At 69.3% G+C, this 19,721-nt stretch carries 16 protein-coding genes; 12 read left to right on the top strand and 4 right to left on the bottom strand.

What is annotated here, in order from left to right:
- Window positions 1–71 precede the first annotated feature (71 nt).
- From ABD882_RS14570 to clpX, 7 genes are all read left to right on the top strand, one after another.
- Window positions 72–662 (top strand): ATP-dependent Clp protease proteolytic subunit, encoded by a 591-nt coding sequence (locus tag ABD882_RS14570; RefSeq protein ID WP_345188077.1) that lies wholly within the window; start codon window positions 72–74, stop codon window positions 660–662.
- 17 nt (window positions 663–679) lie between these two features.
- Window positions 680–1,330: an ATP-dependent Clp protease proteolytic subunit gene (locus tag ABD882_RS14575; RefSeq protein ID WP_345188079.1), complete on the top strand. Its 651-nt coding sequence runs from the start codon at window positions 680–682 to the stop codon at window positions 1,328–1,330.
- Between the two features lie 155 nt (window positions 1,331–1,485).
- Window positions 1,486–2,439 (top strand): sugar-binding transcriptional regulator, encoded by a 954-nt coding sequence (locus ABD882_RS14580; protein WP_345188080.1) that lies wholly within the window; start codon window positions 1,486–1,488, stop codon window positions 2,437–2,439.
- Window positions 2,440–2,468: 29 nt separating this feature from the next.
- Window positions 2,469–3,437, top strand: a complete 969-nt coding sequence (gene deoC, locus ABD882_RS14585; protein ID WP_425563377.1) for a deoxyribose-phosphate aldolase — start codon at window positions 2,469–2,471, stop codon at window positions 3,435–3,437.
- Between the two features lie 10 nt (window positions 3,438–3,447).
- The gene (locus ABD882_RS14590; protein WP_345188082.1) at window positions 3,448–4,890 is read left to right on the top strand and encodes an aldehyde dehydrogenase family protein; all 1,443 of its coding nucleotides are present in this window, start codon (window positions 3,448–3,450) and stop codon (window positions 4,888–4,890) included.
- Window positions 4,887–5,738 (top strand): aldehyde dehydrogenase family protein, encoded by an 852-nt coding sequence (locus ABD882_RS14595; protein ID WP_345188084.1) that lies wholly within the window; start codon window positions 4,887–4,889, stop codon window positions 5,736–5,738. The genes ABD882_RS14590 and ABD882_RS14595 overlap by 4 nt, the downstream gene beginning before the upstream one ends.
- 256 nt (window positions 5,739–5,994) lie before the next feature.
- Window positions 5,995–7,263 carry an ATP-dependent Clp protease ATP-binding subunit ClpX gene (gene clpX / locus ABD882_RS14600; protein WP_345188085.1) on the top strand — a complete coding sequence of 423 codons (1,269 nt, stop codon included), beginning with the start codon at window positions 5,995–5,997 and terminating at the stop codon, window positions 7,261–7,263.
- A 24-nt stretch (window positions 7,264–7,287) separates the two neighbouring features.
- Here the strand turns inward: clpX and ABD882_RS14605 are convergent, their stop codons facing one another.
- Window positions 7,288–9,339 carry a M3 family metallopeptidase gene (locus ABD882_RS14605; RefSeq protein WP_345188086.1) on the bottom strand — a complete coding sequence of 684 codons (2,052 nt, stop codon included), beginning with the start codon at window positions 9,337–9,339 and terminating at the stop codon, window positions 7,288–7,290.
- Window positions 9,340–9,464: 125 nt separating this feature from the next.
- On the opposite strand from ABD882_RS14605, the gene ABD882_RS14610 reads away from it, so the two are divergent.
- A complete protein-coding gene (locus tag ABD882_RS14610) occupies window positions 9,465–11,831 on the top strand; it encodes an ROK family protein (RefSeq protein WP_345188087.1) in 2,367 nt (788 codons plus the stop codon).
- On the opposite strand, the gene ABD882_RS14615 is transcribed toward ABD882_RS14610, so the two are convergent.
- On the bottom strand, window positions 11,821–12,723 hold the full coding sequence (locus ABD882_RS14615; protein ID WP_345188088.1) for a LysR family transcriptional regulator: 903 nt from the start codon (window positions 12,721–12,723) through the stop codon (window positions 11,821–11,823). The two genes, ABD882_RS14610 and ABD882_RS14615, sit on opposite strands and share 11 nt — an antisense overlap.
- A gap of 87 nt (window positions 12,724–12,810) precedes the next feature.
- On the opposite strand from ABD882_RS14615, the gene tdh reads away from it, so the two are divergent.
- The 4 genes from tdh (at window position 12,811) to ABD882_RS14635 (ending at window position 16,766) form a co-directional block, all read left to right on the top strand.
- Complete coding sequence (gene tdh, locus ABD882_RS14620) at window positions 12,811–13,854, top strand: L-threonine 3-dehydrogenase (protein ID WP_345188089.1); 1,044 nt, start codon at window positions 12,811–12,813, stop codon at window positions 13,852–13,854.
- A 17-nt stretch (window positions 13,855–13,871) separates the two neighbouring features.
- Window positions 13,872–15,050, top strand: coding sequence for a glycine C-acetyltransferase (locus tag ABD882_RS14625; protein ID WP_345188091.1), 1,179 nt, complete (start codon window positions 13,872–13,874; stop codon window positions 15,048–15,050).
- A gap of 302 nt (window positions 15,051–15,352) precedes the next feature.
- Window positions 15,353–15,955: a DUF1326 domain-containing protein gene (locus tag ABD882_RS14630; RefSeq protein ID WP_345188141.1), complete on the top strand. Its 603-nt coding sequence runs from the start codon at window positions 15,353–15,355 to the stop codon at window positions 15,953–15,955.
- A 46-nt stretch (window positions 15,956–16,001) separates the two neighbouring features.
- On the top strand, window positions 16,002–16,766 hold the full coding sequence (locus ABD882_RS14635; protein ID WP_345188092.1) for a DUF2182 domain-containing protein: 765 nt from the start codon (window positions 16,002–16,004) through the stop codon (window positions 16,764–16,766).
- Window positions 16,767–16,806: 40 nt separating this feature from the next.
- Here the strand turns inward: ABD882_RS14635 and ABD882_RS14640 are convergent, their stop codons facing one another.
- Complete coding sequence (locus tag ABD882_RS14640; protein ID WP_425563376.1) at window positions 16,807–17,070, bottom strand: hypothetical protein; 264 nt, start codon at window positions 17,068–17,070, stop codon at window positions 16,807–16,809.
- The gene (valS, locus tag ABD882_RS14645) at window positions 17,067–19,718 is read right to left on the bottom strand and encodes a valine--tRNA ligase (RefSeq protein ID WP_345188093.1); all 2,652 of its coding nucleotides are present in this window, start codon (window positions 19,716–19,718) and stop codon (window positions 17,067–17,069) included. Before valS ends, ABD882_RS14640 begins: the two co-directional genes overlap by 4 nt.
- Between the last annotated feature and the right edge of the window lie 3 nt (window positions 19,719–19,721).

Genomic DNA, 19,721 nt, shown 5'->3' on the forward strand with positions numbered 1-19,721 from the left:
GGCGAACACGGCCGGGGCGCCGATCCCGCGCCGGTAGATTCGAATCACCGAACACGGAAACAGGAGCGGAAATGGCTGAACCCCTGGTCGCGACGAGCGTCTTCGACAGGCTGCTCAAGGATCGAATCATCTGGCTGGGATCCGAGGTGCGGGACGAGAACGCCAACGAGATCTGCGCCAAGATCCTCCTTCTCGCCGCAGAGGACCCCGAGAAGGACATCTACCTCTACATCAACTCACCCGGCGGATCGATCACGGCCGGCATGGCGATCTACGACACCATGCAGTTCGTGCCGAACGACATCGTGACGGTCGGCATCGGCATGGCCGCCTCGATGGGCCAGCTGCTGCTCACCAGCGGCACCAAGGGCAAGCGCTACATCACGCCGAACGCGCGGGTGCTGCTGCACCAGCCGCACGGAGGTTTCGGCGGCACGTCCAGCGACATCCAGACGCAGGCGCAGCTCATCCTGTCGATGAAGCAGCGCCTCGCCGAGATCACCGCGTCGCAGACCGGCAAGACGGTCGAGCAGATCAACGAGGACGGCGACCGGGACCGCTGGTTCACCGCCGCCGAGGCCCTCGACTACGGATTCGTCGACCACATGCGCGAGCACGCCAGTGACGTGCACGGCGGCGGCGGCACTGGCGCGGACAAGTAAGGCAGGACAGGACACACATGTACACACCCACCTTCCGTGCGGCCGGCAACCTGCCCTCGAGCCGCTACGTGCTCCCGCAGTTCGAGGAGCGCACGGCCTACGGCTTCAAGCGCCAGGATCCGTACAACAAGCTCTTCGAGGATCGCGTGATCTTCCTCGGCGTGCAGGTCGACGACGCGTCCGCCGACGACGTGATGGCGCAGCTGCTGGTCCTGGAGAGCCAGGACTCCGAGCGCGACATCACGATGTACATCAACTCGCCGGGCGGATCCTTCACCGCCATGACCGCGATCTACGACACGATGCAGTACGTCGCGCCGCAGATCCAGACCGTGGTGCTGGGCCAGGCGGCCTCGGCCGCCTCGGTGCTGCTCGCGGCCGGTGCTCCCGGCAAGCGTCTCGCCCTGCCGAACGCGCGGGTGCTCATGCACCAGCCCGCGATGGGTGAGGCCGGCCAGGGGCAGGCGTCCGACATCGAGATCCAGGCGGCGGAGATCCTCCGGATGCGCACCTGGCTCGAGGAGACCATGGCGCATCACACCGGTCAGACGGTCGAGAAGCTCCACCGCGACATCGACCGCGACAACATCCTCTCGGCCGAGCAGGCCAAGGAGTACGGCATCGTCGACCAGGTGCTGTCGAGCCGCAAGCGCCAGTCGCTGAACTGACACTCCGACGCGGCCCCCGCCGCGCATGTGAAGGGCGGCCCGGAATCACTCCGGGCCGCCCTTTCGCGTACGCCGCGGTTGCGCGGACGAGTGAACTGCTCTGCTCGTATGAGCACGGCGGTGCGCGTGCGCGTGCCGGGCGGTATTCTCGGAGCATGGCACGCTCCGGGATCGACGACGACGAGCTGCTTGCCGTCCGTGTCGCCGAGCTGTACTACGACGAGGACAAGACGCAGGACGAGATCGGCGGGTTGCTGGGCATCTCCCGGTGGAAGGTCGGCCGGCTCCTGCAGCAGGCGCGGACCGACGGGATCGTGCGGATCGAGATCGTGCACCCGCGGGCTCGCAAGCTCGGCATCGAGCGCGAGCTGCGCTCCCGATTCGGGCTCGCAGACGCCGTCGTGGTCCCGAACGCCGGAACCGACGCCGAGACGCTGGGCCGGGTCGCGCAGGGCGCCGCGGATCACCTCACCGCACTGCGCCCCGTTCCCAAGACCCTCGCCGTGAGCTGGGGGCGCACTCTCACCGCCGTCGCCGAGCGACTGCCGGACGGCTGGGCGCGCGGCGTCACCGTCGTGCAGATGAACGGCGGGGTGAGCGTCAACCGCCGCCCGGGCGGCGCCGCCTCCCTCGCGGCCACGATCGCGCAGCGGGCCTCGGGCCAGGTGGCGCTGCTGCCGAGCCCGGCGATCCTGGAGCGGCTGGAGACCAAGCAGGCGATCGAACGCGATCGCACCGTCGCCGGCGTGCTCGCCCAGGCCTCCGCGGCCGACGCGTATCTCTTCACCGCCGGCGTCTGCGATGCCGGCTCCGCGCATGTCGAGAACGGCTATCTGAGCGTTCGCGACATCGACCTGCTCGCGCGCCGTGGCGCGGTCGGCGATGTGCTGGGCCGCTACATCGACGCGGACGGCAATGTCGTGGATCCCGAGCTCGACGCCCGCACGGTCGGACTGAGCCTGGATCGCCTGCGCGCGGCGCGCACCTCTGTGTTCGTCACCGCGGGAGAGGCGAAGCACGACATCGCCCGCACCGTGGTGACGGCGAATCTGTGCACGATGGTGGTCACCGACGAGGCGACCGCCCGAACCCTCTTGGAGGAAGAGTGACGACGACTGAACTCGCACAGCGGAAGGCGGTGCAGGTGCTCGGCGGGGAACCCGACGATCTCACCCTGCGCGGCTTTCTGCACGGACTGCCCGGGGTCGACGCCGTCGGCCTGGAGCAGCGCTCCGCCGGGCTCGGCACCCGGTCGATCAAGACCACGTCGAAGGCGTGGGCGCTGGACACGATCATCCGGCTCATCGACCTGACCACGCTCGAGGGTGCGGACACCCCCGGCAAGGTGCGCTCGCTGGTGTCGAAGGCCAAGCTGCCCGACGCCTCGGATCCGACCGGCCCGTCCGTCGCCGCGGTGTGCGTGTACGGCGACATGGTCCCGTACGCGGTGGAGGCGCTGGGCGCCCGCCACGGCGACCCGGATGAGGGCGGGATCTCGGTCGCTGCTGTCGCGACGGCGTTCCCGAGCGGGCGCGCCTCGCTCGCGGTGAAGCTCGCCGACACCCGGGACGCGGTGCAGGCCGGCGCGGACGAGATCGACATGGTCATCGACCGCGGGGCCTTCCTCTCCGGCCGCTACGGGCAGGTGTTCGATCAGATCGTCGCCGTCAAGGACGCCTGCCGTCGGGAGGACGGATCCTCCGCGTCGCTGAAGATCATCCTCGAGACCGGGGAGCTGAACACCTACGACAACATCAAGCGCGCCTCCTGGCTGGGGATCCTCGCCGGCGGCGACTTCATCAAGACGTCCACCGGCAAGGTCGCTCCGGCGGCCACGCTGCCGGTGACGCTGCTGATGCTGGAGGCCGTGCGCGACTGGCACCGCCTCACCGGCGAGCGGATCGGCGTCAAGCCGGCCGGCGGGATCCGCTCCTCCAAGGACGCGGTGAAGTACCTCGTGCACGTCGCAGAGACCGTGGGGGAGGAGTGGCTGCAGCCGCACCTGTTCCGCTTCGGCGCCTCGAGCCTGCTCAACGACGTGCTGCTGCAGCGTCAGAAGCTGACAACCGGCCACTACTCCGGCCCCGACTACGTCACGATCGACTGAGAGGCCCGCCATGGGATTCCTGGAATACGCGCCCGCGCCCGAGTCGCGGAGCATCCTCGCCCTGAAGGACGAGTACGGCCTGTTCATCGACGGCGCGTTCGTCGAGGGCCGCGGGGCCTCGTTCGCGACGATCTCGCCCGCGGACGAGTCGCGCATCGCGACCGTCGCGCACGCCTCCGATGAGGACGTCGATCTCGCCGTGGCCGCCGCCCGTCGCGCCTACACGAAGGTGTGGTCGAAGATGAGCGGCCGTGACCGCGGCAAGTACCTGTTCCGCATCGCCCGCCTCGTGCTGGAGCGCGCCCGTGAGCTCGCCGTCGCGGAGAGCCTCGACAACGGCAAGCCGATCAAGGAGTCCCGCGACGTCGACGTGCCGCTCGTCGCGTCGTGGTTCTTCTACTACGCCGGCTGGGCCGACAAGCTCGACTATGCGGGCGCCGGAGTGAACCCGAAGGCGCACGGCGTGGCCGGGCAGGTCATCCCGTGGAACTTCCCGCTGCTCATGCTCGCGTGGAAGGTGGCACCGGCCCTTGCCGCCGGGAACACCGTGGTGCTCAAGCCCGCCGAGACAACGCCGCTCACGGCGCTGATCTTCGCGGAGATCCTGCAGCAGGCCGACCTGCCCGCGGGCGTCGTGAACATCGTGACCGGCGCCGGATCCACGGGCGCGGCCATTGTCCGCCACCCCGACGTCGACAAGGTGGCCTTCACCGGATCCACCGGCGTCGGGCGCGAGATCGCCCGCACCGTGGCCGGGACCGGCAAGGCGCTCACCCTCGAGCTCGGCGGCAAGGCGGCGAACATCGTCTTCGACGACGCGCCGATCGACCAGGCCGTCGAGGGCATCGTGAACGGCATCTTCTTCAACCAGGGTCACGTGTGCTGCGCGGGCAGCCGGCTGCTCGTGCAGGAGTCGATCCACGACGAGGTCATCGACCGGCTGAAGTCCCGCCTGTCGACCCTGCGTCTCGGGGATCCGCTGGACAAGAACACCGACATCGGCGCAATCAACTCGGCCGAGCAGCTGGCCCGCATCCGCGAGCTCAGCCAGATCGGCGAGGACGAGGGCGCCGTGCGCTGGACCGCGGACTGCGTCATCCCGGAGAAGGGCTTCTGGTTCGCCCCGACGATCTTCACGGGCGTGGAGGCCTCGCACCGGATCGCCCGCGAGGAGGTGTTCGGGCCGGTCCTGTCCGTGCTCACCTTCCGCACCCCTGCGGAGGCGATCGCGAAGGCGAACAACACCCCGTACGGACTGTCCGCGGGCATCTGGAGCGACAAGGGATCCCGGATCCTCGCCGTCGCCGACCGCCTGCGCGCCGGAGTCGTGTGGGCCAACACGTTCAACCGTTTCGATCCGTCGAGCCCGTTCGGCGGCTACAAGGAGTCCGGCTACGGCCGCGAGGGCGGCAAGCAGGGCCTCGCCGCGTACCTGAAGGGATCCGCCGCATGAGCGCGCGACTGACCGTTCCGAAGACGTACAAGCTCGCGATCGGCGGCGCGTTCCCGCGCAGCGAGTCCGGGCGCACGTACGAGGTGACCACCCCCAAGGGCGCGTTCCTCGCGAACGCGTCGAAGGCGTCCCGCAAGGACGCCCGTGACGCGGTCAGGGCCGCGCGCACCGCGCAGGCCGGGTGGGCGAAGGCCACAGCGTACAACCGCGGTCAGGTCCTGTACCGCGTGGCCGAGGTGCTCGAGGGCCGCCGCGCGCAGTTCGCCGACGAGATCGTCGCGCAGCAGGGCGTTTCCGTGGCGGTGGCCGGATCGCAGGTGGACGAGGCCATCGACCTCTGGGTCTGGTACGCGGGCTGGTGCGACAAGTACGCGCAGATCGCGGGCAACCTGAACCCGGTCGCAGGAGCCTACTTCAACATCTCCGCCCCCGAGCCGACCGGCGTCGTGGCGATCATCGCCCCGCAGGACTCGGCTCTGCTCGGCCTGGTCTCGGTCGTGGCACCCGCACTCGTCGCCGGCAACGCCGTGGTCGTGGTGGCGAGCGAACGGTATCCGCTGTCCGCGATCAGCCTCGCCGAGGTGCTCGCGACGAGCGATGTGCCGGGCGGCGTCGTGAACGTGCTCACCGGATCCCCGGCCGAGATGGCGCCGTGGCTCGCGTCGCACGCCGACGTGAACGCGCTGGATCTGGCCGGCGCCGGCGCGCTCGAGTGGGTGGACCTGCAGATCTCGGCCGCGGACACGCTCAAGCGCGTGCTCGCCCCGGGCGAGGTCGTCGCCTCCCCGCAGCGGATTGCCGCGTTCACCGAGGTGAAGACGGTCTGGCACCCGAAGAGCATGGTCTGACGCGGCCCTCCCGAGCCGCGCGCCCGACCGCGCGAGACTCCACGTTCTGCATGAGACGCCGCGCCTGGCGTGGAGTCTCATGCCGAAAGTGGAGTCTCACGCTTGACCGTGTTCGCCATGCGCGGAGCGGCGCGGTGCCGGGATCCGTGGCGATGCGACTCGTTGTCAGATGTTGCGGTTAGGCTCGAACGGCGGCATCAGCACGCTGCGATCGCATCCCCTGCGACCGCGGACCACGTCTCGAAGGAGGACGCGCATGGCTCGTATCGGTGAGAGTGCCGACCTGTTCAAGTGCTCGTTCTGCGGCAAGAGCCAGAAGCAGGTCCAGCAGCTCATCGCTGGCCCGGGCGTGTACATCTGCGACGAGTGCGTCGAGCTCTGCAACGAGATCATCGAGGAGCGCATGGCCGAGTCGGCCAACGGCGAGGTCGCCGAGTTCGATCTGCCCAAGCCGCGCGAGATCTTCTCGTTCCTCGAGGAGTACGTCGTCGGGCAGGTGCCGGCGAAGAAGGCCCTCGCCGTCGCCGTCTACAACCACTACAAGCGCGTCCGCGCCCGCAGCACCCTGCTCCCCGCCGAGCAGAAGGCCGATGAGATCGAGATCGCCAAGAGCAACATCCTGATGATCGGCCCGACCGGCTGCGGCAAGACCTACCTTGCGCAGACGCTCGCGAAGCGGCTGAACGTGCCGTTCGCCGTCGCCGATGCCACCGCGCTCACCGAGGCCGGCTATGTGGGCGAAGACGTCGAGAACATCCTCCTCAAACTGATCCAGGCCGCCGACTACGACGTCAAGCGGGCCGAGACCGGCATCATCTACATCGACGAGATCGACAAGATCGCACGCAAGGCGGAGAACCCGTCGATCACCCGCGATGTCTCCGGCGAGGGCGTGCAGCAGGCGCTGCTGAAGATCCTCGAGGGTACAGTCGCCTCGGTGCCGCCGCAGGGCGGGCGCAAGCATCCGCACCAGGAGTTCCTGCAGATCGACACCACCAACGTGCTGTTCATCGTGGCGGGCGCCTTCGCCGGCCTGGAGGACATCGTCTCGTCGCGGGTCGGCAAGCACGGCGTCGGCTTCGGCGCGCCGCTGCACGACAAGGGCAAGGATCTCGACCTGTTCAGCGAGGTGCTGCCGGAGGATCTGCACAAGTTCGGTCTGATCCCCGAATTCATCGGCCGGCTGCCTGTGGTGGCGTCCGTCTCGCCGCTCGATCAGGCCGCCCTCATCGACATCCTCACCGGCCCGCGCAATGCCCTGGTCAAGCAGTACCAGCGCATGTTCCAGCTCGACGGCGTGGAGCTGGAGTTCGAGGAGGAGGCGCTGCACTCCATCGCCGACCTCGCTGTGCTGCGCAAGACCGGTGCACGCGGCCTCCGCGCCATCCTGGAGGATGTGCTGGGGCCGATCATGTTCGAGATCCCCTCCGAGGAGGACGTGCAGAAGGTGGTCGTCACCCGCGCTGCGGTCGACGACGGCGCGCCCCCCACGCTGGTCCTGGCCCGCAAGCGCAAGAGCGCCTGAGGCCGAGCTCTCGACGGGGGCGGATCAGGTGTCCAGCCCGCGGCGCTTCAGCAGCGGAGCGATCTCGGCGGCGCGACCGCGGAAGTCCCGGTAGGCCTCGAGCGGATCCTTCGATCCGCCGACCCCCAGCAGCCGTCGGCGGAAGCGTTCGCCGTTCGCGCGCGTGAGGCCGCCGTTCTCGCGGAACCATTCGACGGTGTCGGCGTCGAGCACCTCGCTCCAGATGTACGAGTAGTACCCGGCGCTGTAGCCGCCGGAGAACACGTGCGCGAAATAGGCGGACGAGTAGCGCGTCGGCACCGCGGGGTCGTCCAGGCCGATGTCGGCGAGCGCGGCGGCTTCGAAGGCGGCGACGTCGTCGATCGTGTCCCCGGCGTGCAGCGCATGCAGGGCCTGGTCGAGCCAGGCAGCGGCGAGGTACTCGGCGGTCGCATGCCCCTGGTCGAAGGCCTCGGTCGCACGCAGGCGCTCGACCAGGTCGGCCGGCAGGGGTTCCCCGGTCTCATGGTGGCGCGCGTAGGAGCCCAGGATCTCGGGCCACAGGATCCACATCTCGTTCACCTGGCTCGGGAACTCGACGAAGTCTCGGAACACGTTCGTGCCGGAGAAGTGCGGGTAGGTCACGTCCGAGAAGAGCCCGTGCAGCGCGTGCCCGAACTCGTGGAACAGCGTGGTCACCTCGTCGAGGGTGAGCAGGGTCGGCTCACCGGGACCCGGCTTGGGAACGTTGAGGTTGTTCGCGACGACGGGCCGCGTGCCGCGCAGCGCGGACTGGCTCACGATCGGATTCATCCACGCCCCGCCGCGCTTGCTATCGCGCGTGTAGAGGTCGAGCACGTACAGGCCGAGCGCGGATCCGTCCTCCTCGAACACCTCGAAGACGCGGGCGTCGGGGTGGTACGCGACCAGGTCGGATCGCTCGGCGAAGGTCAGACCGTACAGTCGGCCGGCCGCGGCGAACACCCCGTCGTGCAGCACCCGCTCCGCCTCGAACCAGCCGCGGAGGGCGGCGGTGTCGATGTCGTACTGCGCGGTGCGCAGCCGTTCGGTCGCGAACGCCCAGTCGTGCGCCTCGAGCGGGAACGGCGCGGCCTCGGTCGTGTCGATGAGCTCCTGCCGGGCGGCGCGTTCGGCCGCCACGTTGCGGGCGGCGGAGACGGCGAGGTCGCGGAGCATCCGTTCGACCGCCTCGGGTGTGCCCGCCGTCTCGTCCGCGGTGACGGCGGCCGCGTGCGTGGGGTAGCCGAGGAGGGCGGCGCGCTCGGCGCGGAGGGCGGCGATCTCGGCCAGGATCGCGCGGTTGTCGTGATCATTGCCGCGCGACCCTCGCGACCGCGAGGCGGCCATCACCCGGCGCCGGCTCTCCCGGTCGGTGAGCGAGGCAAGCGCGGGGTGGCCCGTGAACAGGGGGAGCGTGAGGACGTGCCTGGCCTCCCGTCCGCGTTCCGCGGCGGTCCTCGCCGCGGCGGACAGCTCGCCCGTGCTCAGCCCGTCGAGCTCTGCGGGATCGTCGAAGACCACGGCGAGGTCGTTGGTGTCGGCCAGCAGATTCTTCTCGAACGTGGTGCTCAGCGTCGACAGTCGCCGGTTCAGGTCGGTCAGACCCGCCTTGGCCGCGTCGTCGAGGGCGGCGCCGGCCAGCGTCATCTCGCGATGCCAGCGCTGCACCAGGCGACGCTGCTCCGCAGTGAGCGGCAGATCCTTGAGCTGCTCAAAGAGACGGCCGATCCGCCAGTAGAGCGTGGAGTCGAGCAGGATCGCGTCCTGGTGCGCGGCCATGAGCGGCGCGAGCTCCTCGTCGATCTCCTGGATCTCGCTCGTGGCGTCCGCCGAGCTGACCGTGTAGAACGCGTGCGAGACGCGGTCGAGCAGCGCGCCGCTCTGCTCCAGCGCCTCCATCGTGTTCTCGAACGTCGGCATCGAGCGCACCATCGTGATCCGGCGGATCTCGGCGAGCTGCTCCTCGAAGCCGAGCCGGAACGCCGGGAGATAGTGCTCCGGGCGGATCGCGGCGTAGTCCGGCAGGTGGTACGGGAGGGCAGAGGGCAGCAGCAGCGGGTTGGTCTCGACCGTCATGGTCCGAGCCTAGGCCGAGGTCCGTCTCCGCCCTGGCAGCGCAGACCTTGACATCGTCGAGACGCGTCGGGTATCAATGACGAAAGAGCTTTCGTAATAGTTATGAAGAAGAATCCGAAAGGGCGATGATGTCCACGATCGATCAGCGACTCGTCGCGCAGTGCCTGGCCGCGCTACGTGACAAAGACGGCGCGACCATCTCGGATCTGGCGGAGTCGACCGGACTCTCGCGCCCGACCGTGACCGCCGCGCTCGTCGAGCTGAGAGATGCGGGGCTCGTCGTCGAGCACGAGGCGCGGGCGGTCGCCGGCCGCCCGGCCAGGTCCTACTCGCTGCTCGCCGGAAGCCAGGTCGTCGTCGGTCTCGATCTCACCCGCAGCAGCGTGCGGATCCTCGTGGCCGATCGCACCGGTCGCGTGCTGGCCACCCAGAGCTCCGCGATCGCACCGCCGACCACTCGGCAGCCGAACCTGGCGCCCATTCGCACTCTGCTCGTGCAGACGCTGGAGCGGGTCGGCCGTCGACTGTCCGAGGTCGCGGCGATCGGTGTCGCCGTTGCGGGACTCTTCGACGAGGACGGCGTGGTGACCTCCTCGCCGCAGGTCTCCTCGTGGCACGGCCAGGATCTCGGCGCACTGTTCGAGGAGGCGTTCGGCGCCCCCGTGTCGGTGGACAACGATCTGTCGCTCGCCGCCGAGGCGGAGTCCCGCGCCGGCGCGCTCGTCGATTCGGACACCGGAATCTACGCGCTCACCTGGCATCACGTCTCCGCGCGCGTCACTGCCGGGGGACAGGTCGTACGAGGCCGGAAGGGCCGGGCCGGCGAGGTCGGAATGCTCCGCGCCTTCAGCGACGTCGAGATTCCGGCGGGGACCCTGCTGGACGCGTCGGCCATCGTCGGAGCGGAGCTGCGCCGCCTGCGAGACGACCCGGCGGACGTCCGCGGGATGCAGGCGCTGGACTCGCTCAGCACCGCGATGTCGTCCGCCCTGGCGGCGCTGATTCTGACGATCGATCCGGAGGTCATCGTGCTGGGCGGCGAGCTCGGAGAGTTCGCCGACCTCATCGCCGTCCCGCTGGAGCAGAAGATCCGCACCGCCGTGACCGGGATCGACACCGGGACGCCGTTGATCCGCGAGGGAGAGCTCGGCGCGGATGCCGCGGCGCTCGGTGCGCTGGGGCTGGCGTTCCAGCGTCACGCGGCACTCATCTACGGTTTCGACGGCGTGACCGCGCCCGTCATCACCATCGACCCCGAGAGGAACGACATGGCGCAGACCAGCGCAGCAGAAGAGGCGGCCGGATTCCGGGCGGCGGTGATCGGCGTCGGCGCACGTGCGGGAGTCGCCCTGCACGTCGCAGCCACGGGCGGTCGCGTCGTCGCAGCCGTGGACCCCGCGCCGCAGACACACGCCCGCGCCGCCAGGCTGTTCGGCGACATCCCGGTGTTCGCCTCGGTCGCCGAACTGCTCGCTGCGGACGTCGAGATCGACGGCGCGTTCATCACCTCGCCCGACTTCACGCACGCCGAGGTCTCGATCGCACTGCTCGAGGCCGGCGTGCCGGTCTACGTCGAGAAGCCGCTCGCGATCTCGATCGAAGATGCGGATCGGATCCTGGAGACCGCATACCGCACGGGATCGAAGCTCTACGTCGGCCACAACATGCGGCACATGCGGGTGGTGCGCATGATGAAGGACATCGTCGACCGCGGCGAGATCGGCGAGGTCAAGGCGATCTGGTGCCGGCATTTCGTCGGCCACGGCGGCGACTACTACTTCAAGGACTGGCACGCCGAGCGCGACAAGGCCATGAGCCTGCTCCTGCAGAAGGGCGCGCACGACATCGATGTGATGCACTGGCTGGCCGGAGCCTCGTCACGGACCGTGGTCGGCGTGGGAGATCTCGCCGTGTACGGCCAGGTCGAATCGCGTCGCGACAATTCCGACCGACGCATGGGGGACTGGTTCTCGATGGGCAACTGGCCACCGCTCGCGCAACAGGATCTCAATCCCGTCATCGACGTCGAGGACATCTCGATGATCATGATGCGCACCGACTCGGGCGTGCTGATGAGCTATCAGCAGTGCCACTTCACGCCCGACTACTGGCGCAACTACACAGTCATCGGCACTCAGGGGCGCATCGAGAACTTCGACGACGACGCCGGCGGCGAAGTGCGCGTATGGAACGCGCGCAGCGACTATCTCGAGAAGGGCCACGTCCGCTATCCGATCGAGGACGGTGGCGACGGCGGCCACGGCGGCGCGGATCCGCTCACCGTGGGCGAGTTCATCGAGTTCGTCCGCAACGGCACCCCGACTGACACCAACCCGATCGCCGCACGCGACGCGGTGGCGGCGGGTGTCGCAGGGGCGCTCTCGATCCGTTCCGGATCGCAGCCGCAGGAGATCCCCACGCTGCCGGAGGATCTGCGCGCGTACTTTGCCGCTCATCAGCGGGCGGGATCGCAGGCCTCCGTCAGCCGGTGAGCTCGGTCATCACCCGGTTGAGCGCATCCGCGACGAGGCGGACCGACCGCCGGCGCAGGTTCTCGGGGCGGGCGAGCAGATCGATCATGCGGTTCGTGCTCACGTACTGCAGCGGGCGGCGCACCACCGCATCGGTCGCCACAGACGTGTAGCGCGGGAGCACGCCGATCACGTCGCCTGTCGCGATCACCGAGGCGGCCACCCCGTAGTCGTTGATGCGATGCACGATCTCGGCGGGGCGGTTCGTGATCGCCGAGATCGTGCGCAGCACGTCGTCGGGGGAGTAACCGGCGCGGCTGGTCACCCAGCGTTCGCCGACCACGTCGGCCGGATACAGCGAGGTGCGCCGTGCGAGCGGGTGATCGGGGGCGAGCGCGACATCGAGCGGCTCGGCGGCGAGCGTGAGCACGCGGATCCCGGTCTTCGGCCACGGCGGGCTGTGCTCCATCCGATGTGCGAGCACCAGGTCGTACCGCGCGGTGAGCGCGGGGAACTCGCTCTGCGCGACGTCTTCGTCGATGAAGCGGATCGCCGGCACATCGGGACCGGATCCGAGCTCCCGGATCAGCGGGCCGAACAGTGCCTGGGCCGCGCTGAGGAAGCCGCTGACCGTGACGATCCCACCCTCCGCGGCCTCGAAGTCGTCGACGGCGGACCGGGCCGCGGCCATCGCGTCGAGCGCCGCGGCGCCCGCTTCCGCGAGAGCCTCGCCGGCCGGGGTGAGCACCAGGGTGCGGCCCTGCTTCCGCGTGAGCGGCGCCCTGACGCCGCGCTGCAGCGCCGCGAGCTGCTGCGACACCGCGGACGGCGTCACGCGCAGCGCCTCGGCGACGGCGGTGACGCTTCCGAGAGCGCCGAGTTCGCGCAGGATCTGGAGCTGCTGCAGTTGCATATGTCCATTCAAGCATGTAGCGATGCTTAATGATCCCTCCAGATACTCGCTCTTGATCTACATGGTTGGGCGCGGTGAGATCGAAGCATGAAGGCTCTCTACAAGGACGGCCCGCACGCGGGCCTCGCGCTCGTCGACCGCCCGGATCCGGTGGCCGGTCCGGACGAGGTGGTCATCCGCGTGCTCCGCACCGGCATCTGCGGCACCGACCTGCACATCCAGCGCTGGGATGACTGGTCGGCGTCCGCCGTGAAGGCTCCGCTCATCCCCGGCCACGAGTTCTACGGCGAGGTTGTGGAGGTCGGTCCGCTCGTGCACGACATCGCGGTCGGCGACCGGGTGTCCGGCGAGGGGCACATCGTCTGCGGCATGTGCCGCAACTGCCGCGCCGGCCGCCGCCAGATGTGCATCCGCACGATCGGGCTCGGCGTGCAGCGCGACGGCGCGTTCGCCGAGTACCTCACCCTGCCCGCCACGAACGTCTGGGTGCACCACGCCGATGTGACACCCGAACTGGGCGCGATCTTCGATCCGCTCGGCAACGCGGTGCATACCGCCCTCGCCTTCCCGATCGTCGGAGAAGACGTGCTCGTCACCGGCTGCGGTCCGATCGGCCTCATGGCCGTCGCGATCGCCCGGCACGTGGGGGCGCGCTTCATCACTGCGACCGACGTGAGCGCGCCGCGGCTCGAGCTGGCGCGGCAGATGGGCGCCGACGCGGTCGTCGACGTCTCCCGCGAGGAGATCAAGGACGCGCAGCGCGCGCTCGGCATGCGCGAGGGATTCGACATCGGCTTCGAGATGAGCGGGGCGCCGAGTGCGCTGCCCGCCATGATCGACAACATGAACCACGGCGGCCGGATCGCGATGCTCGGGCTTCCGACCGGACCGTTCAGCGTGGACTGGGGCAAGATCGTCACGCACATGCTCACGGTGAAGGGCATCTACGGCCGCGAGATGTTCGAGACCTGGAACGCGATGGGCGCCATGCTGCAGACCAGCCCCGTGCTGCGATCCTCGATCACGCGGATCATCGCCGAGGTGCTCCCCGCCCGCGATTGGGAGAAGGGCTTCGCCGCCGCGGCCTCAGCGGGCACAGGCAAGATCATCCTCGACTGGACCGAACTGTAAGAGCACGGGAGATCACCATGTACGGAGTATTCCAGCAGCACCTCTCGGCCGAGCTCGCCGGGATCGACGAGGCGGGCCTCACCAAGCACGAGCGCGGGATCCGCGGCCCGCAGCGCGCCGAGATCATCGCCGACGGCGCCGAGGTGCTGAACTTCTGCGCCAACAACTACCTGGGTCTCGCGGATGACGAGCGCCTCGTCGCCGCCGCCAAGGGCGCGCTCGACGAGTGGGGGTACGGGCTGGCCAGCGTGCGCTTCATCTGCGGCACCCAGGAGCAGCACCTCGAGCTCGAGCGCCGGCTGTCGGCCTTCCTCGGCACCGACGACGCGATCCTGTTCTCCTCGTGCTTCGACGCGAACGGCGGCGTCTTCGAGACGCTGTTCTCGGCTGAAGACGCGATCATCTCGGACGAGCTGAACCACGCGTCGATCATCGACGGGATCCGGCTCTCCAAGGCGCGCCGCCTGCGCTACCGCAACCGCGACATGGCGGACCTGGAGGAGCAGCTGAAGGCGGCCGCCGACGCCCATTTCCGGGTGATCGTGACCGACGGCGTGTTCTCGATGGACGGCTACATCGCCCCGCTCGCCGACATCTGCGCCCTCGCCGAGCGCTACGACGCGCTCGTCTTCGTGGACGACTCGCATGCGGTGGGCTTCATCGGCGAGCACGGCCGCGGTACGCCCGAGCTGTGCGGCGTCGAGGGCCGGGTGGACATCTACACCGGAACCTTCGGCAAGGCGCTGGGCGGGGCGAGCGGCGGCTATGTCGCCGCCCACCAGGGCATCGTCGATCTGCTGCGCCAGCGCGCTCGTCCGTATCTGTTCTCGAACACGCTCGCCCCGTCGATCGTCGCCGGGACGCTGGAGGCGCTCGATCTCGTCGAGGGATCCGGATCCCTGCGCACGCAGCTGCAGGAGAACGCCGCGCTGTTCCGGCGTCGGATGACCGCGGAGGGTTTCGATCTGCTCCCGGGTGCGCACCCGATCGTGCCGGTGATGTTCGGCGATGCCGCGCTCACCGCCCGGATCGCCGCGGAGATGCAGAAGCAGGGCGTGTACGTCACGGCGTTCAGCTTCCCCGTGGTGCCCCGCGGTCTCGCGCGGATCCGGGTGCAGCTGTCCGCCGCGCACACGACCGAGCAGGTCGAGCGCTGCGTCGCCGCGTTCGTGGAGGCGCGCGCGGCCGCGGCCTGAGAAGTCCGTCCTCAACAGCACGACACGGGTCTTCGTCGGGAGAACTTCAGGGCCCGGAATCCGTTGTCGCGTCGGACGCCGCGGCGTAACATTGACGTCACGCGTCGACGAGGACGCCGGGGCTGGCTGGGTGCACAACGTTCCCGACGGATCCGTCGACACCGCGATGACACGAGGGTGTCGTCGATCACGATCGCCGAACCCGGCGACCGCAGGAAGAGATCGAGCGCCACACGGCGCCAACCGTCTGGGATGGCTGACGTTCGCCTGCCCGCGCGATCCCGACATTCTGGGGATGGATGATGTCGTGGAAACTGACAGGGAGCTACGCGGAGACGTGCTCCTGCGATGTGATGTGTCCGTGCAATCTGAGCTTCGACCACGGGGCGACCAATGACTACTGTCGCGTGACCCTGGCATTCAACATCCGCGAGGGCGCCGTCGACGAGACCAACGTCGACGGTCGAAAGGTCGTCCTCATCGCGGACACGCCGAAGGTGATGACGGACGGCGATTGGAAGGTCGGCGTCTTCGTCGATCAGGATGCGAGCGCCGACCAGTTCGACCGCCTCGTCGAGGTGTTCGGCGGCCAGCGCGGAGGACCGATGGCGGGCCTTGCGCCCCTCATCGGCGAGATGCTGGGAGTCGAGCGCGCGGACATCACGATGGCCGACGACGGGCTTCGTCACTCCGTACGCGTCGGCGACAGCCTGAAATTCGAGATCACGGACATCGTGCCGTTCGGCAAGGAGGACGGCAGGCCCATCCGGTTCGACGGGATGTTCCACCCCGTGGGCCCGGACCTCACGATGGCGGAGGCGACGAGTTCGCAGATCGATGCGTTCGGTATCGCCTACGAGGCCAAGACGGGGCTCTCGTACGCGAGCTTCTCCTGGACGGGTTGAGAGTGTGTCCGCTGGACCTTCGCGAACGGCGGACGAACAGGTCGGCATGACGGCCGCATTCCGTGCCGTGCGTGCACGGATCAGTGCCGTGCTCGTCCTGCTCGCACTCGCCGGAGTCGGCTGGTGGTGGACCGCGGAGCAGGCCACGGGGATGGACAGCGGTCCCTGGTCGCCCCTGGGATCGCCCGGTTGGTTCCTGGTGGTGTGGACGGTCATGATGGCGGCGATGATGCTGCCGTCGGTGGCGCCGACCGTGGCGCTCTACGCGCGGATGACCCGAACCAGGCCTCTCCTTCCCGTGGTCTTCACGACCGGATACCTCTCGGTCTGGGTCGCGGCCGGAGTGCTGGCTCTCGCGCTCGCCGCGGCGGCGAGCGCGGTTCCCGGCGATGTGCTGACCTGGGATCGGTCGGGTCGGCCGCTCACCATCGCAACGCTGCTGCTGGCGGCGTTGTACGAGTTCACGCCCTGGAAGAACGCCTGCCTCGGCCGGTGTCGCAGCCCGCTCGGCTTCCTGATGGGGACCTGGCGGGATGGATGGCAGGGCGCCGGCGTCATGGGCGCGAAGCTCGGAGCGTGGTGCCTCGGCTGCTGCTGGGCGCTGATGGCGGCGCTGTTCGCACTGGGCCTGATGAACCTCGTCTGGATGGGATCGGTGGCCGCTCTCATCGCGCTCGAGAAGCTGCTGCCCTGGCGTCGCACCGCGATGTCCATCACCGCCGTGGTGCTGGTGGGGCTTGCCGTGGTGATCATCCTCGCCCCGCATGCGATTCCGGGGACCACCATGATGCCGACAGCCCCGATGGGGTGATGCCTCCGGTCAGGTGAGCTCGACGCCCGAGTGGGACTGCTCAGCCGTCGAACGGACGGACGAGGACCTCGCCGGACGCCGTGCGCAGGACCTCCCAGCCCGTGTCGAGCTCGGCGATCGGCCGGCCCTCGAGCCAGGTCAGCGTCCAGGTGCCGCGCAGCAGGTTCAGCACGCCGGTCTGCAGGCTCAGGGTGCCGTTGTCGACGCTGCGCGCCTCCGCCTCGGCGATCGCGGGGCGCAGAGCCGCGGGCACCGATGCGGGAGGTTCGGATCCGGCGGCCCAGCGCGTTCCGAGCTGCATCATGCCTCCTCGGCCGGAGCCAGTTCGATGGCGGTGACGAGGAACTCCTCGGCCTCCACGAACCCGAGCTCTGCGATCCGGCCCACGGCGCGCAGGTCGTCTGCCGCGGCCTGCAACGACGCGATGTCGGCGGCCGGAGCAGCGATCGTGGCCGAGGACACCGGGGTCTTCTGCGAGGCCTTCGCCTCGGTCTTGGCACGGCGGATCCCGATCAGGGCCCTGCTCGCGATCGCGAGGACAGCGGGGTCGCCCGCACCGGACGGGTCATCGGCGTCGGGGCCCTTCGACAGGCTCAGGGACCCGCCGCCGAGGGGCTCCGGCCACGAGGCGGTGTGGATCGAGCCCTCCTCGAACCAGCTCCACGCCTCCTCGGTCGCGAACGACACGATCGGGGCGAGCAGCCGCAGCAGCGTCGACAGAGCCAGACGCAGCGCCAGCGCGGCGGACGCCTGACCGACGTGGGTGCGGTCGTAGGCGCGCTCCTTGACGAGTTCGAGGTAGTCGTCGCAGAACGTCCAGAAGAACGACTCGGTGATCTCGAGCGCACGCGCCTGGTCGTAGTTCTCGTACGCGGCAGTGGCGTCGCGCACCACGCCGTCGAGCGTGGCCAGCATCGAGGCGTCGAGCGCGTGCGTGATCTCGGCGCCCTCCGGCACCGGGAACGACAGCACGAATTTGGCGGCGTTCAGGATCTTGATCGCCAGCCGGCGGCCGATCTTCACCTGCGTCGGGTTCTGCGGGTCGAAGGCGGCATCGGCGCCGAGACGGCTGGACGCCGACCAGTACCGCACCGCGTCGGATCCGTGGGCGTCCAGGATGTCGGCCGGGGTCACCACGTTGCCCTTGGATTTGGACATCTTCTTGCGATCCGGATCGACGATGAAGCCGCTGATGGCGGCGTTGCGCCACGGGGAGCGGCCGTCCTCGAGAGTCGAGCGCAGCATGGTGGAGAACAGCCAGGTGCGGATGATGTCCTGGCCCTGCGGGCGCAGATCCATCGGCGCGACGAGATCCCAGAGCTCCGTGTCGCGCTCCCAGCCGCCCGCGAGCTGCGGGGTGAGCGAGGAGGTGGCCCAGGTGTCCAGGATGTCGGCCTCGGCGTCGAAACCGCCGGGCTTGCCCCGCTGATCCTCGGTGAAGCCCGCCGGCACGTCGGTCGTCGGGTCGATCGGCAGGGTCGTGTGATCAGGGGTGAGCACGCGGTCGTAGTCGCGCTCGCCGTTCTCGTCCAGGGCGTACCAGAGCGGGATCGGCACGCCGAAGAAGCGCTGCCGCGAGACCAGCCAGTCGCCGGTCAGGCCACCGACCCAGTTCTCGTATCGCACGCGCATGAAGTCGGGGTGCCAGTCGAGCTCGGCGCCGTGCGCGAGCAGACGGTCGCGCAGGCCCTGGTCGCGGGCGCCGTTGCGGATGTACCACTGGCGGGTGGAGACGATCTCGAGTGGGCGGTCGCCCTTCTCGAAGAACTTCACGGCGTGGTTGAACGGCTTGCCGACGGCGGTCAGCGCGCCGGTGGACTGCAGCTGCTCCACGAGCGCCTTGCGGGCCGAGAACACGGTCTTGCCGGCCATGTTCTCGACGTACCAGGCGGCCGCGTCGGCGTCGCCCACCGAAGCCGGAGCATCGGGCAGGAAGCGGCCGTCCAGGCCGATCGTGGTCATGTTCGGCAGGTCGCGGCCGTCGGTCGTGCGCAGCTCGCGCCACCACACGATGTCGGTCACGTCGCCGAAGGTGCAGACCATGGCGGCGCCCGTGCCCTTGTCGGGCTGGGCGAGGTGGTGTCCGTGGATCTCGATGTCGGCGTCGAAGAAGGGCGTGCGCACCTTCGTGCCGATGAGGTGCTTGTGCGGTCCCTCCGGGTGCGTCACGATCGCCACGCAGGCCGGCAGCAGCTCGGGGCGGGTCGTCTCGATCGTGATGTGGCCGGATCCGTCCGCGAACGGGAAATCGATCGTGTGGTACGAGGCCTGCTGGTCGCGGTCCTCGAGCTCGGCCTGCGCGATCGCCGAGCGGAAGTCGACGTCCCACAGGGTCGGCGCGAGCGACTGGTAGGCCTCGCCGCGCTCCAGATTGCGCAGGAACGCGAGCTGCGACTGCCGGATCGACTCGTTCGAGATGGTGCGGTAGGTCTGGGCCCAGTCGACGCTCAGGCCGAGCTGGCGGAACAGCGCCTCGAACTGCTTCTCGTCCTCCTCGGTGAGCCGTTCGCACAGCTCGATGAAGTTGCGGCGGCTGATCGGGCGCTGATCGGCCGCGCGGGAGGACTTGTTGTCGCCGCCCTCGAACGGGGGCGTGAAGTCTGCCTCGTACGGGAGCGACGGATCGCAGCGCACGCCGTAGTAGTTCTGCACCCGGCGCTCGGTGGGCAGGCCGTTGTCGTCCCAGCCCATCGGGTAGAACACGTTCTTGCCGCGCATGCGCTCGAACCGCGCCTTGATGTCGGTGTGCGTGTACGAGAACACGTGCCCGATGTGCAGCGAGCCGCTGGCGGTGGGCGGCGGCGTGTCGATCGAGTAGACGCCCTCACGGCCGGTCTGCGCCGCGCGGATCCGGTCGAACAGGAACGTGCCGTCCGTCGACCACCGCTCACCCCACTTCGCTTCGAGGCCTTCCAGGGCGGGCTTTTCGGGGATCGAGTGCGCCTGTGACATGGG

It is taken from the genome of Microbacterium panaciterrae (genome assembly GCF_039541635.1).
Classification (GTDB): domain Bacteria; phylum Actinomycetota; class Actinomycetes; order Actinomycetales; family Microbacteriaceae; genus Microbacterium; species Microbacterium panaciterrae.